General features: G+C 41.9%; 13 protein-coding genes. 12 read left to right on the top strand and 1 reads right to left on the bottom strand.

Annotated elements, in window-relative coordinates:
* Positions 1–63: 63 nt before the first annotated feature.
* A complete protein-coding gene (gene nudE / locus PR808_RS05110; RefSeq protein WP_206085199.1) occupies positions 64–615 on the top strand; it encodes an ADP compounds hydrolase NudE in 552 nt (183 codons plus the stop codon).
* Between the two features lie 163 nt (positions 616–778).
* Here the strand turns inward: nudE and mrcA are convergent, their stop codons facing one another.
* A complete protein-coding gene (gene mrcA / locus PR808_RS05105; RefSeq protein ID WP_206085200.1) occupies positions 779–3,295 on the bottom strand; it encodes a peptidoglycan glycosyltransferase/peptidoglycan DD-transpeptidase MrcA in 2,517 nt (838 codons plus the stop codon).
* A 116-nt stretch (positions 3,296–3,411) separates the two neighbouring features.
* Between mrcA and pilM the strand changes: the two genes are divergently transcribed.
* The 11 genes from pilM to trpS all read left to right on the top strand — a co-directional run bounded on the left by pilM (position 3,412) and on the right by trpS (position 13,237).
* Positions 3,412–4,293 carry a pilus assembly protein PilM gene (pilM, locus tag PR808_RS05100; protein ID WP_206085201.1) on the top strand — a complete coding sequence of 294 codons (882 nt, stop codon included), beginning with the start codon at positions 3,412–3,414 and terminating at the stop codon, positions 4,291–4,293.
* A gap of 3 nt (positions 4,294–4,296) precedes the next feature.
* A complete protein-coding gene (locus tag PR808_RS05095) occupies positions 4,297–4,851 on the top strand; it encodes a PilN domain-containing protein (protein WP_272538852.1) in 555 nt (184 codons plus the stop codon).
* The gene (locus PR808_RS05090) at positions 4,844–5,395 is read left to right on the top strand and encodes a hypothetical protein (protein WP_272538851.1); all 552 of its coding nucleotides are present in this window, start codon (positions 4,844–4,846) and stop codon (positions 5,393–5,395) included. The genes PR808_RS05095 and PR808_RS05090 overlap by 8 nt, the downstream gene beginning before the upstream one ends.
* Complete coding sequence (locus PR808_RS05085; protein ID WP_336298561.1) at positions 5,382–6,443, top strand: secretin N-terminal domain-containing protein; 1,062 nt, start codon at positions 5,382–5,384, stop codon at positions 6,441–6,443. The genes PR808_RS05090 and PR808_RS05085 overlap by 14 nt, the downstream gene beginning before the upstream one ends.
* 506 nt (positions 6,444–6,949) lie before the next feature.
* Positions 6,950–7,471 carry a shikimate kinase AroK gene (gene aroK / locus PR808_RS05080; RefSeq protein WP_047756505.1) on the top strand — a complete coding sequence of 174 codons (522 nt, stop codon included), beginning with the start codon at positions 6,950–6,952 and terminating at the stop codon, positions 7,469–7,471.
* Positions 7,472–7,518: 47 nt separating this feature from the next.
* Positions 7,519–8,607 carry a 3-dehydroquinate synthase gene (gene aroB / locus PR808_RS05075; protein WP_272538850.1) on the top strand — a complete coding sequence of 363 codons (1,089 nt, stop codon included), beginning with the start codon at positions 7,519–7,521 and terminating at the stop codon, positions 8,605–8,607.
* A 295-nt stretch (positions 8,608–8,902) separates the two neighbouring features.
* The gene (locus PR808_RS05070) at positions 8,903–9,811 is read left to right on the top strand and encodes an SPOR domain-containing protein (RefSeq protein ID WP_272538849.1); all 909 of its coding nucleotides are present in this window, start codon (positions 8,903–8,905) and stop codon (positions 9,809–9,811) included.
* An 82-nt stretch (positions 9,812–9,893) separates the two neighbouring features.
* A complete protein-coding gene (gene dam, locus PR808_RS05065; RefSeq protein WP_206085207.1) occupies positions 9,894–10,796 on the top strand; it encodes an adenine-specific DNA-methyltransferase in 903 nt (300 codons plus the stop codon).
* Between the two features lie 15 nt (positions 10,797–10,811).
* On the top strand, positions 10,812–11,486 hold the full coding sequence (gene rpe / locus PR808_RS05060; protein ID WP_206085208.1) for a ribulose-phosphate 3-epimerase: 675 nt from the start codon (positions 10,812–10,814) through the stop codon (positions 11,484–11,486).
* Positions 11,483–12,175, top strand: a complete 693-nt coding sequence (locus tag PR808_RS05055) for a phosphoglycolate phosphatase (protein WP_206085209.1) — start codon at positions 11,483–11,485, stop codon at positions 12,173–12,175. Before rpe ends, PR808_RS05055 begins: the two co-directional genes overlap by 4 nt.
* A gap of 18 nt (positions 12,176–12,193) precedes the next feature.
* On the top strand, positions 12,194–13,237 hold the full coding sequence (gene trpS, locus PR808_RS05050; RefSeq protein ID WP_206085210.1) for a tryptophan--tRNA ligase: 1,044 nt from the start codon (positions 12,194–12,196) through the stop codon (positions 13,235–13,237).
* Positions 13,238–13,372: the final 135 nt, after the last annotated feature.

Here is a 13,372-nt window from a genome sequence, read left to right as displayed (position 1 = left end):
CCACATAAATAAATGAAACATGCTTTTAGCAAGAGGTTCCACCCATCTTGTTTGGAAATCGTTATGACAGAGCTAAAAAAACCAAAAATCTTGAATATTCAAGATGTTGCTCAATCAAAATTATTCAGTATCCAGTCAGTTGATCTCGAATTTAGCAACGGTGAAAAACGAGTCTATGAAAGAATGCGCCCAGCAAAACGCGAAGCCGTTCTTATTATTCCTATTATTGATGACCACTTAATTCTGATACGCGAATATGCCGTTGGGATTGAAAACTACGAACTCGGTTTCCCTAAAGGGGCTATTGACCCAGGCGAAATTGCGCTAGAAGCAGCACAGCGCGAGCTCAAAGAAGAAGTTGGCTATGGCGCAAACAGCATCATTCAGCTCGCTAAACTGACTATGTCACCATCTTATTTTTCCAGTAAAATGAACATATTAGTAGCACAAGACCTTTATAGCGAAAAGCTTGAAGGCGATGAGCCTGAACCACTGCAACAAGTTAAGTGGCCAATTGCGCGTATGATGGAACTACTGGAACACCCAGACTTCAACGAAGCGAGAAATATTAGCGCACTTTTCTACTTAGAACGTTACTTAAAAAGTAGTAAGTAATACTACTTGTTTTTTGTATTTTATATAAGCCACGTTTTTTTTCTACGCCTATTCTTATCGTTATCAGCTATTTTACACTCATTTAGTGTTTTTGAGCATAAAAAAACACCCCATGTTTTAATAACAATGGGGTGCTTATCACGATATTACTAAACGTATTTTCTTAGAACAACTCTTGGCTCAAACCGCCTTCTGTTGAAATGGTTGTTCCCACTTCTTGTACAGAATACTCTTTAGGCTCAGTCCCTTCGATAAAATATTCACGGCGTGAAGAGCCTAATTTGCCCGTACGACTGTCAATTGACACAGAGATAACCCCTTTCGGCGGTTTCATCATTTTTACTGGAACACCTGTCAGGATGGATTTCATAAAATCATCCCACATTGGCTGAGCACTTTTCGCACCTGCTTCACCTCGGCCGAGTGTCCGTCTATTATCATCAAACCCGATCCACGCTGATGCCACAACATCCGGACCATAACCCGAGAACCAAGCATCTTTTGAACTATTAGTCGTCCCTGTTTTACCACCAATATCTCGGCGTCCACCTAAATCTCTTGCTGCGCGCCAGCCCGTTCCAGACCAGCCTGGTTCACCATAAATATTCGTCATCATCGCATCTCGAATTAAGAACGCAAGCGGCGTACTAATCACATGAGGCGCGTATTGAGGCTCTGAACTCACATTTTCGTCACCCGAGGTTGCCACTTCCATTGTTGGCTCTTGATTCACAACATTATGGCCTGATTGAGTGACTTCTTCTGTAGATTCATCATCAATCCCTTTTATTTCGATGGTACGTTCTGTATCGCCGTAAATGACTGGAATATTAGTACAATCAGGACATGCTAGCTTAGGATTCGCTTCAAAAATCACTTCATCATTGTGATTTTCAATTTTCAAAATATAGTACGGATCAACAAGATACCCGCCATTGACCATAACCGCATAACCACGCACCATTTGCATTGGTGTAAATGATGGCGCACCCAAGGCTAACGCCTCTGTGCGGTTAATATTTTCACGCGGAAAACCAAAACGCATCAAATAATCAGCTGCGTAATCGACCCCCATGGCGCGCATTGCACGAACCATTACCACGTTTTTTGACTGCCCTAACCCTTGACGTAAACGGATTGGACCATCATAGCGTGGAGGCGAGTTCTTCGGCCGCCAGTCAGAGCCAGCCCCCGCATCCCAACGACTAATAGGCACGTCATTCAGCAAAGAAGATAGTGTAAGGCCTTTATCCATTGCCGCAGTATACAAAAAGGGTTTTATATTCGAGCCCACTTGGCGCAGTGATTGTGTCACGCGGTTAAATTCGCTCATATTGAAATCAAAACCGCCGACTAATGCGATAATCGCACCATCATTAGGGTTAAGTGCAACAAAAGCAGCATTTACATCAGGAACTTGCCCCAGCCACCAATTATCTTTCACTTTACGAACCCAAATTTGCTCACCCACTTGAACAACCGCATTCACCGCTCTTGGGGATGCGCCTTGTTGTGTATCAGAAATAAATTTACGCGCCCAGCGTACACCGGTCATCGTAATATCAATTTTTGAGCCATCTGCTAACATAACATTCGCTTCAGAACCCGTTGCGGATAGCACGACCCCAGGCATAAGCGGCCCGTAAACAGGGGATTTCTTCAGCTTTTCAATAATTTTTTCAGCTGCCCATGCCATTTCAGTGGGCTTCCACAGCACTTCTGCTGGGCCACGGTAACCATGGCGAGTATCGTAATCGATCAAGTTATTGCGAACAGCATCAGTTGCAGCTTCCTGATCTTTGCGGATCACCGTGGTATACACTTTGTAACCGTCGGTATACGCATCTTCACCGTATTTATCATACAGCGTTTGGCGAGCCATTTCGGCAAGATAAGGTGCAGAAAAATCAATCTTTGGCGCATGATAAGACGCCACAATTTTTTCGTTTCTCGCTTGCTCATACTGGTCTCTCGTAATGTACTTTTCTTCCAACATACGAGAAAGCACGACATTACGACGATTGACGGCACGATCATAAGAATATAATGGGTTAAATGTTGAGGGTGCTTTTGGTAGCCCTGCAATCATGGCCATTTCGCTCAATGTGAGCTCATCCACTGTTTTCCCGAAATAAACGTAAGCCGCAGCCCCAACGCCATAAGCACGGTTACCCAAATAAATTTTATTTAGGTACAGCTCCATAATCTCATCTTTCGAAAAAAGCTGTTCGATGCGAATCGCTAAGAATGCTTCTTTGGCTTTACGCATTAAGGTTTTTTCGGGGCTTAAATAGAAGTTTCTCGCCAGCTGCTGAGTAATGGTACTCGCACCTTGTGACGCATGACCAGATGACGCCATCACTGATACCGCACGGAAAATACCAATCGGGTCAATACCGTGATGTTCATAAAAACGGCTATCTTCTGTCGCGATAAACGCTTTCACCATTAATGGTGGAATTTCCGCTAATGGGAGTGGAATCCGACGTTTTTCACCGTATTGGGCAATCAACTCGTTATCAGCGCTGTATACCTGCATTGGAATTTGCAGACGAATGTCTTTCATCGTTGCAACATCAGGTAGCTCACCTTCGACATATTTATACATGCCATAAATCGAGGCGGTTCCCAAAAAAATGCAACAGAAAACAAGAATAAAAAAATATTTTACGAACTTCACCGGAAAATTCCCATGCTCGGCTAACAAGAGGGTTTAGATATCACTAACGCATAGTATAAAGCTTATACAGCACAATAGAAAACGTAATTTAACCGTTAATGATAAGGAAATTAACTATGTACACATCAAAATGGAACATTGGGATCGATATCTATCAAAATAAAATTCAATTAGTTGCCACAAAACAACGCCGTAAATACTGGTCTTTATGTGAATGTTGGCAACAGCAACTCCCTTTCGAAATAACTGAGAGTTCAGATCCAGAACAACACCAAATTCTACTGAAAGTTTTAACGCAGTGGCGTCAGAAATTACCGAAAAACTGTACCGTTTCTATCGCCTTGCCCGCTGTTCGTACGTTAAAACAGCAACTGTCATTGCCGAACCAAGTCCATCTGCAACAGCCTGAACTAAGCTGGTATCTGCAATCTCAAGCTAAAAAATGCTTTCCAATGAATGTTCATGAGCTCGCCATTGACTATCGCGTGATCAATCAACACGTTTACCTTAATGGGGCTCGAAAAGCTGATATCACCTTTTGGCAAAACTTATTAACACAAAGTGGGTTTAATTTACTGGCCATTGATGTCGCCCCTGTCGCATTGCGTTATGTTGCTCGCCATTGCCAGTTACCTGATGATGCATGGTTAGTTCATTATAGGCAAGGTGAATGGTTATGGTCAGGGCCCATTAGCCTACCTACAAATTATAATCATGTTCTAGATAATGAAATCACCTCCCTTTCACAGCTTTTACCTCATCTGAACGCAGAAAGTCACGCCTCAACTTTGCCTGTTTACCTCATTACCGATCATCCAAATATAGACCAACCACTCGATATCACAAATCCACAAACCGACCATGACTGCCATGCTCAATGGCAATCATACAGATGGGAATTACGACAAGCCTTTCAACACCATAATCTAAAACTGCCACGCCAATTAGGGGACTTTGTGATCGCAGCTGGGCTGGCGCTACGCCATGGGGATATTTAAGACATGAAAAACACAAATCTATACCAAGTCAATTTTTTACCTTGGCGGCAACAAAAAATAATGAAAAAAAAACGTGAGTTTATTCTTTTCACTAGCGCACTGTGCTGCTCCACACTTACTGCTTGTTGTTTTTTATATATATTTCAACAGATTGATCTTAATAACAAACAAGTTTCACTATATAGCACACAAGAAAAAAGCCAGCAAATCCAGCAATTAAGCCTGAAGATAGCGCATCAACAGGCTCAATTAAACCAGCTAATGGAAAAACAAAACAAATATAAAGTCATCGAACAAAACAACCGTGCACTACTGGTTTTACTGCGTAGCTTACCAACGATAACGCCGTCAAAAAGCTGGCTGACCTCTTTTCAGCTAATTAATGATCAACTTAATATCAAAGCTAATAGCTATGACTTTCAAAATATGGCTCTTTTTAGCCAACAACTGGAAAACCAAAAAAATTTAAGTGAAATTCAATTAAAACAACTCAGCCGAAATCAGCAATTAAATAGTCTGCACATTTCAGCAAAACATCAAGGAGAGGCAAATGAATGAAACATTCCATGCCTTTTGGTATCGCTCTTTTTGGCGACAAACCTTACCCGTTGTTGTCTTTATTGGGTTGTTTCTATTTGCGGGCTATTTTATTTATTGGGAAAAGTCTTCAATACAACTTATTGAATTAGAAAATGAAATAACTCATTTATCTGACTACATTCAAAAGGAAGAACAACGAATTCAACAACTGCCTGCACTCTATCAGTTAGCACAACAAATTGAAAATATTGAAAAACACACTGTGTTTGATAACCGCCCTCTAGCACTATTTTCGCATTTTAATGCACTCATGAGTCAGTCCGCCGTTACACTCAATAAGCTTCAACCTATAAATAACAACGAAGGTTATTTTATGGAAATACAAGGCAGCTTCACCGATATCTATCATTTTATTCAAAAGCTGATTTCCTCGCCCTCTCCCCATAAATGGCACTACTCAGAGGTCACCCTTAACCCGAAAAAAAATTTATTGGTTGCTTCAATGACACTGTCATCAATAATTCATTTAACCACTATCAAGGATGAAAATGGCCATGAATAACACCTTAATCCCCGCTGTAAGGCTAATAACTGTTTTTTTGATATTCATGTTTAGCTCTGCTGTTGCAGAGCAAATTCGCGACCCTTTTGTCCCACTATTGCCAATTGAGGAAAATATTTCCCCTCAAGCCACCAAACATTCTTTACCTTTAGAGACCAATAACGAGGTTTGGATTGAGAAAATTTTCAAATTAGTCTCAATAAAAGCGCAAGAGGTTCACCAATTACTAAAACAGCCCGAGATAGCTTTATTGTCAAAAAACGCAACCATTCATCACGAAGCGACAACAAATAGCGTGATCATCAAAGATAGCCAAGAACGCCTCACACTCATTGAAGAATGGATAAAACAAAAAGATTTACCTCAACAACAAGTTCAGATCACCGCGCATATTATTAGCAGTAGTAAAACGGCACTACAGGAGTTAGGCCTTGAATGGGGATTACTTGCAGGCAATACAACACACAGCCGGCTTAATCGCTATAATCGCTACCACTTTGCACCTGGGCAATTTTCATTTAACGTCTTAAAACTAAGCGAAGGTTTACTTGAAATGAAGCTCAATGCGTTAGAAAAAGAAAATTTATTATCTATTATTGCCAGCCCACGTCTCATGGCTTCACACCAAAAAGCCGCTAGCATCCAGCAAGGCACCGAAATCCCTTATGTCACCAGTAGTGAAAAGAAGACCCATGTACAATTTAAGGATGCTGTCTTAGGTATGGATGTAACACCCACGATTATCCGTGATGAAAAAGTAGAGTTGAACCTAAAAATTAGCCATAACTCGCCAGATACCGCGCTCACTAGCAGTCAAAATCACCATTTAGCGATAAACAAACAAGAAATCGCCACCTCAGTCACCATTAAAAATAATGAAACCCTAATATTGGGTGGAATTTTTCAGCAAAAACAAGAAACAACACAAACGGGTCTGCCCTTCCTTTCTCATGTCCCTCTTTTAGGAGCATTGTTTACAAATAGCGCAGAACATATCGACAGACGGGTTCTTGTCGTTTTTATTACACCAAAACTTATCAATATTTAGTATGAGTAAAATAACATCTATACTTCAATTAGTTGAATAGACAATAAGTCAAAGTACACAAAAAAAAACTTTTTTTATGCCATAAACCTACCGGATAAATTTGACGCTGACGTCGTTTTAGCATACAAGGTTATCCATTGAATGTTCTAACTATCCTTAGATTAAAGAACAAGCTGTCAGTCGCTTATAAAACAGCCACAATAATTTTGCTCTACAATTAACAGAAATTATATGCACCTAATGGTATTCTAAATCTGTTAAAGACCATGCTAAACAATGCATTAGGCAATAACGACGGCTCAAATATAGAAACCTGTAATTGAAAATGTGGCACTTTGTTCGCTTAGTGCCACATTTATATAGTTGCAATCCTAGTTGATGTGTTGAGATAATTTTCCTATCTGATCTCACATCATCACTAATGAGGTTTCAGTTTAGGTCCCGCTGCTAATTTTTTATTGGCGGGGCGGGTTCATTAACGAATAATCGTAGTAATACCAAAAAACATGGCAGAGAAACGCAATATCTTTCTGGTTGGACCGATGGGCGCTGGCAAAAGCACTATTGGCCGTCAGTTGGCACAACAGCTTAATATGGAGTTTTTCGACTCTGATCACGAGATAGAAAAACGCACCGGCGCGGATGTCGGCTGGGTATTCGACCTTGAAGGCGAAGAAGGCTTTCGTGATCGCGAAGAAAAAATCATCAATGAACTCACAGAGAAACAAGGCATTGTATTAGCGACAGGTGGCGGTTCTGTTAAGTCTAAAGAAACCCGTAACCGTTTATCCGCTCGCGGTGTCGTTGTCTATCTCGAAACCACAATTGAGAAGCAACTTTCTCGTACACAACGTGATAAAAAACGACCACTGCTACAGGTTGATGAACCTGCGCGTGAAGTACTCGAGAAATTGGCTGACGAACGCAACCCTATGTATGAAGAAATCGCAGATATTACTATTCATACGGATGAACAAAGCGCCAAAGTCGTTGCTAGCCAAATCATCGAAATGTTAGAAAAAAACTAATTTATCATCGTGTTATTTTGTCAGTAATGAATTCAAGGTAGAACAAGATGGAAAAGGTCACCGTTACGCTGGACGAACGCAGTTATCCAATCAATATTGCCCCTGGGTTATATAACCAAACAGGTGCATTTTGGCCATTAGCTGCAGGTCAACGAGCAATGATAGTGACAAATGAAACACTGGCACCCATTTATCTTGAGAAGATAAAACGTGTTCTAGAGGCTTCTGGTGTCAAAGTGGATTCCATCACCCTACCCGATGGCGAACAGTATAAATCATTGTTTATTATGAATGATGTATTTACTGCATTACTGGAAAAACACCATAACCGCGATACTACCCTCATCGCTCTTGGTGGGGGCGTTATCGGTGATTTGACAGGTTTCGCTGCTGCAAGCTATCAACGTGGTGTTCGCTTTATTCAGGTTCCAACGACATTGCTATCTCAAGTAGATTCTTCTGTCGGCGGTAAAACCGCAGTCAATCATCCATTAGGGAAAAATATGATTGGGGCATTTTACCAGCCTGCCTCTGTTGTCATCGACCTCGATTGCTTAAAAACACTCACACCAAGAGAGCTAGCTTCTGGCCTCGCTGAAGTCATTAAATATGGCATCATCCTTGATGGTGAATTTTTCACTTGGTTGGAAAACAATATTGATTCACTGGTTGCTCTGGATAACCAAGCAATGGCTTACTGTATCCGCCGTTGCTGTGAACTCAAAGCACAAGTTGTGGCTGCCGATGAAAAAGAAACCAGTGGCCTTAGAGCATTACTTAACCTAGGCCATACCTTCGGCCATGCTATCGAAGCACATATGGGGTACGGTGTCTGGTTACATGGTGAAGCCGTCGCTGCGGGAATGGTCATGGCGGCTAAAACCGCTGAATTGATTGGCCAATTAACGCCAGCACAAACACAACGCGTTATTACACTGTTAGAACGCGCCTCACTCCCAGTCAAAGGCCCTTCACAAATGAAGCCGGATGATTACCTACCGCATATGATGCGTGATAAAAAAGTGATGGGGGGAAAATTACACTTAATCCTACCAACCACTATCGGGCACTCAGAAATGCGTTCAGATCTTGATTCGCAAACGGTAATTGCCGCAATAACATCCTGTACACCATAAAATTATGACAAAATGGCCTTGTGCATCGCCAAAAACAAAGAAAATGCCTAATTTATACTGGTGTTTTAAAATGTTACTGGTAGATGCAGTTCAAAGTCGTTAAATTATACGGTATGCCTACGCCTCTACACGAACTTCAAAAAAGCATACAAAAAATACCATTCGGGTTAGTATGGTATCGTGAAAGAATCTATGCTTTAAAAGTGAGCAATAAAGCTCTATTTGGTCGTTATAGGTTGTACTGATAAGAGACATTTTATCTCTACTATGGGCAAATTTTATTCGGGAGAGGAAAATGGACGAATTTAAACCAGATAACCAGCCACAAGGTCAAAATGACCTTAGGCCAGATACATCAGATAGGCCAACAGGGCGTTCTCGTCAATCGACGGCTGTAAAACCAAAAATTGCCTTATCACGCCAGCACATCATGATTGGTGTCGGTGTACTTGTTTTATTACTACTGATTATTGCCATCAGTTCTGCATTAAAAGCCCCGACAGAACACGAACGTCAGCAAACAACCAGTAATAATAGTGGGCAAAACATTGATTTATCGGGTTCTTCCTCGTTGACTAATTCTCAAGGTCAAACCCAGCAAGGACAAGCCCAAGAAATTACGGGTTCACAAATCACACCAACCCCAACCCAAGGTGAGCGCCAAACGCAGCCAAATGGTTTAGGTGAGCGAATCGAAATTCCAGGTGATGTTGTTGACGCCTTAAACCAAGGCCAGGTCTCTACACCAGACACAACGCAGCCACAGAATGTGACACCACTGAACCCACCTGTTATGAAGCCTGTTGAGCAACAGCCAACGGTAAAACCTGTGGCACCAGAAAGAACACCGCCTAAAACGGTAGAGCCGAAACAACCAACTCAACCGAAGCAACCTACAAAAGCCGCTGCAACGACCAATAATCAAAGCAGTAATGTTATGTCTGCACCTGCTGGAAGCTATACGCTTCAATTAAGTAGCGCCAGCCGTTCAGACACATTGGAAGCTTTTGCAAAAGAAAACAAACTTGCCAACTACAAAGTTTATAAAACTATTCGTAATGGGCAAACTTGGTATGTTCTTATTCACGGTAACTATAACTCAGTCACTGACGCAAAAAATGCAATAGGGACATTACCTGCTGCTGTTCAAGCGAAAAAACCGTGGGTGAGAAATATGAAACAAGTCAAACAGGATCAAAAATAACAACGTTTTCCCCCGGGCGCATTATGTTGTCCTGACAGAGTAGAAATGCAGTTACTCTAAACGATTGTAATAATAAGACGGCATGAAAAAAAAACGCGCTTTTTTAAAATGGGCTGGGGGTAAATACCCCCTAGTGGAAGAAATTAAAAAACACCTTCCACTAGGCGATTGCTTAATTGAGCCTTTTGTTGGTGCAGGGTCAGTGTTTTTGAATACCAGTTATAATTCATACATACTGGCAGACATTAACAGTGACCTCATCAATCTCTATAATACAGTTAAACACCGAACTGACTTTTTTATTGAAGAAGCCCAGCGCATCTTCACACCTGAATTTAATACCTCAGAACAGTATTATTTGATGCGCGAAGCGTTTAATAACTCCGATGATACGGAAAAGCGCAGCGTGCTTTTTTTATACTTAAATCGCCACTGTTATAATGGTTTGTGCCGTTATAATTCAAAGGGTGAATTTAACGTGCCTTTTGGCCGCTATAAAAAACCCTACTTCCCCAAAGAAGAACTTTTGTGGTTTGCCGAAAAAGCGCAACAAGCCACCTTTATCACCCAGCACTATGGTGAAACCTTGTTAAATGCAAGGGAGGGCTCCGTCATATATTGCGATCCCCCTTATGCACCACTGTCTGAGACCGCTAATTTTACGGCTTACCACACCAATTCATTTAGTGCGCTAGAACAACAAAATTTGGCGATTTTGGCACATAAACTATCAACAGAAAGCAAAATCCCTGTGTTGATATCAAATCATGATACCCCCTCAACCAGAGAGTGGTATCATCAAGCTCAATTGCATATTGTTAAAGTACGTCGCACCATTAGTAGAAATATATTAAACCGTAGTAAAGTCAATGAATTACTGGCTTTATATACGAATGAACTTAATAGCCTTTCTCCTAGAAAAACGAATAAGAAAAAAACGCAACAACCTGTACCTAGCGCTGAATGGCTCTCAGATAACGACTAATACTCGGAGACAATAATGAAAAACTTCCTCATTGCCCCATCTATTTTATCTGCTGACTTTGCCCGTTTAGGCGAAGATACCGCCAAGGTTCTCGCGGCAGGTGCAGATATCGTGCATTTTGATGTTATGGATAACCATTATGTTCCTAATCTGACTTTTGGTGCGCCGATTTGTAAGGCATTGCGTGATTACGGTATTACCGCACCAATTGATGTGCATTTGATGGTAAAACCTGTCGACAGAATCATTCCTGATTTCGCAAAAGCAGGAGCAACACACATTAGCTTTCACCCTGAAGCCAGCGATCACGTTGACCGTTCATTGCAATTAATCAGAGAAAGCGGCTGTACAGCGGGCCTGGTATTTAATCCAGCAACCCCTCTGAGCTACCTTGATTATGTAATGGACAAAGTAGACATGATTTTACTGATGTCGGTTAACCCGGGCTTTGGTGGCCAATCCTTTATCCCACAAACCCTCAATAAATTGCGCCAAGTCCGTAAATTAATTGATGAAAGTGGTTATGATATTCGTTTGGAAGTCGATGGCGGAGTGAAAGTGAATAATATCGCAGAGATTGCCGCAGCGGGTGCCGACACGTTTGTCGCAGGCTCGGCTATTTTCGATCAACCAGATTACAAAACCGTTATCGATGCAATGCGTGTTGAATTACAAAAGGTATCTCAATGACTCAAGTTGTATTAGAGAATATCAAAGCCGTTGCTTTCGATTTAGATGGAACCCTTGTTGACAGTGCAGGTGGCTTAGCAGAAGCCATCGACAACATGCTAAACGATTTTGGTTTCCCCCCTGCGGGCAAAGAACGCGTCTCAGTTTGGGTTGGTAATGGTGTCGATGTCTTAGTTGAACGGGCGCTCACTTGGGCTAATGCCACCATCACCCCTGATTTGCAAAAACAAGCTCGCCAAAGCTTTGATAAATATTATGCCGTGTCTGTCACAACAGGCAGCGAGTTGTTTCCTGAAGTCAGAGAAACGCTCGAACAGTTGGCAAAACATGGGCTACCAATGGGAATTGTGACAAACAAAGCAACTCCCTTCATTGCCCCACTGCTAAAAAAACTGAATATCGACCACTATTTCTCCCTTGTGCTAGGCAGCGATGATGTTAAAGCCTTAAAACCGCACCCTGCTCCCCTTTATTTAACAATGGGGATTTTCGGTTTACGCAAAGAAGAATTGCTTTTTGTCGGTGATTCCCGTAATGATATTATCGCAGCGCGAAACGCTGAATGCCCGTGTGTCGGTCTGACCTACGGTTATAACTATGGTGAATCTATTGCATTGACTGAACCTGACTGCGTGTTAACCCATTTTTCAGGCCTATTACCTGCAATCGGTTTATCTGAAATAAAATAAGCAAGGACATAATTTAAAATGAGCACTCCCACTGAAAAACTAAAGCAATCCCAGAAACCTATCGTATTCAGCGGCGCACAGCCTTCCGGTGAATTAACCATCGGTAACTACATGGGTGCATTACGTCAGTGGGTACAGATGCAAGATGATTTTGACTGCATTTACTGTATCGTTGACCAACACGCAATCACCGTTCGCCAAGACCCAGTCGAACTGCGTAAAAGAACCCTCGATACCCTTGCGCTCTATTTAGCCTGTGGCATTGACCCGAAAAAAAGTACTATTTTCGTACAGTCCCATGTGCCACAACATGCACAGCTCAGCTGGGCACTGAATTGCTACACTTATTTCGGCGAATTAAGCCGTATGACGCAGTTCAAAGACAAATCAGCGCGCCATGCCGAAAACATCAACGCAGGTTTATTTGATTACCCCGTATTGATGGCGGCGGACATTTTGATTTACCAAACTAATCAAGTACCTGTTGGTATCGACCAGAAACAGCACCTCGAACTGAGCCGCGATATCGCACAGCGTTTCAATGCCATTTATGGTGATATTTTCACAGTTCCAGATCCATTCATCCCAACAGGTGGCGGTGCACGTGTCATGGCACTGCAAGATCCCACCAAGAAAATGTCCAAGTCTGATGACAACCGCAATAACGTCATTGCACTACTTGAAGACCCAAAATCGGTTGTGAAGAAAATCAAACGTGCCATGACAGACTCTGAAGAGCCGCCTCGCATTCGTTATGATTTAGAAAACAAACCTGGTGTTTCCAACTTGCTGGATATCATGGCTGGTGTGACAGGTAAGAAAATTGCAGAATTAGAGGCAGAATTTGAAGGTCAAATGTACGGTCATCTTAAAGGTGCCGTTGCAGAAGCGGTATCTGAGATGCTGACAGGCTTACAGGCGCGTTACCATGAGTTCCGTGATAACGAAGCATTGCTGAACCAAATTATGGATGAAGGTGCCACCAAAGCCGCTGCTCGTGCACAGGAAACCTTGGACAAAGTGTACGAAGCGATTGGCTTTGTAAAACGTCCTCAGCTGTAGTATTCACCGTTTAAATCGGGATCAATGGGGGAAACTATTCCCCCATGTTTATAAGCGCATTAAATACATCATTAGATATTTATGAAATTAATGATGTGCTTATTACACAACTTCGACAGATTAAAGGTCAAATAC

The sequence above is a fragment of the Providencia sp. PROV197 genome (assembly GCF_028479625.1).
GTDB classification, from domain to species: Bacteria; Pseudomonadota; Gammaproteobacteria; order Enterobacterales; family Enterobacteriaceae; genus Providencia; species Providencia vermicola.
This window is presented reverse-complemented; position numbering and strand designations above follow the sequence as displayed.

What these genes read in the sequence shown, in the direction of transcription:
- rpe (WP_206085208.1), top strand. Translation starts at nt 10,812, where the DNA reads ATGAAAAACTTCCTCATTGCCCCATCTATTTTATCTGCTGACTTTGCC.
- pilM (WP_206085201.1), top strand. Translation starts at nt 3,412, where the DNA reads ATGTACACATCAAAATGGAACATTGGGATCGATATCTATCAAAATAAA.
- nudE (WP_206085199.1), top strand. Translation starts at nt 64, where the DNA reads ATGACAGAGCTAAAAAAACCAAAAATCTTGAATATTCAAGATGTTGCT.
- PR808_RS05055 (WP_206085209.1), top strand. Translation starts at nt 11,483, where the DNA reads ATGACTCAAGTTGTATTAGAGAATATCAAAGCCGTTGCTTTCGATTTA.
- trpS (WP_206085210.1), top strand. Translation starts at nt 12,194, where the DNA reads ATGAGCACTCCCACTGAAAAACTAAAGCAATCCCAGAAACCTATCGTA.
- dam (WP_206085207.1), top strand. Translation starts at nt 9,894, where the DNA reads ATGAAAAAAAAACGCGCTTTTTTAAAATGGGCTGGGGGTAAATACCCC.
- PR808_RS05070 (WP_272538849.1), top strand. Translation starts at nt 8,903, where the DNA reads ATGGACGAATTTAAACCAGATAACCAGCCACAAGGTCAAAATGACCTT.
- aroB (WP_272538850.1), top strand. Translation starts at nt 7,519, where the DNA reads ATGGAAAAGGTCACCGTTACGCTGGACGAACGCAGTTATCCAATCAAT.
- PR808_RS05095 (WP_272538852.1), top strand. Translation starts at nt 4,297, where the DNA reads ATGAAAAACACAAATCTATACCAAGTCAATTTTTTACCTTGGCGGCAA.
- PR808_RS05090 (WP_272538851.1), top strand. Translation starts at nt 4,844, where the DNA reads ATGAATGAAACATTCCATGCCTTTTGGTATCGCTCTTTTTGGCGACAA.
- PR808_RS05085 (WP_336298561.1), top strand. Translation starts at nt 5,382, where the DNA reads ATGGCCATGAATAACACCTTAATCCCCGCTGTAAGGCTAATAACTGTT.
- aroK (WP_047756505.1), top strand. Translation starts at nt 6,950, where the DNA reads ATGGCAGAGAAACGCAATATCTTTCTGGTTGGACCGATGGGCGCTGGC.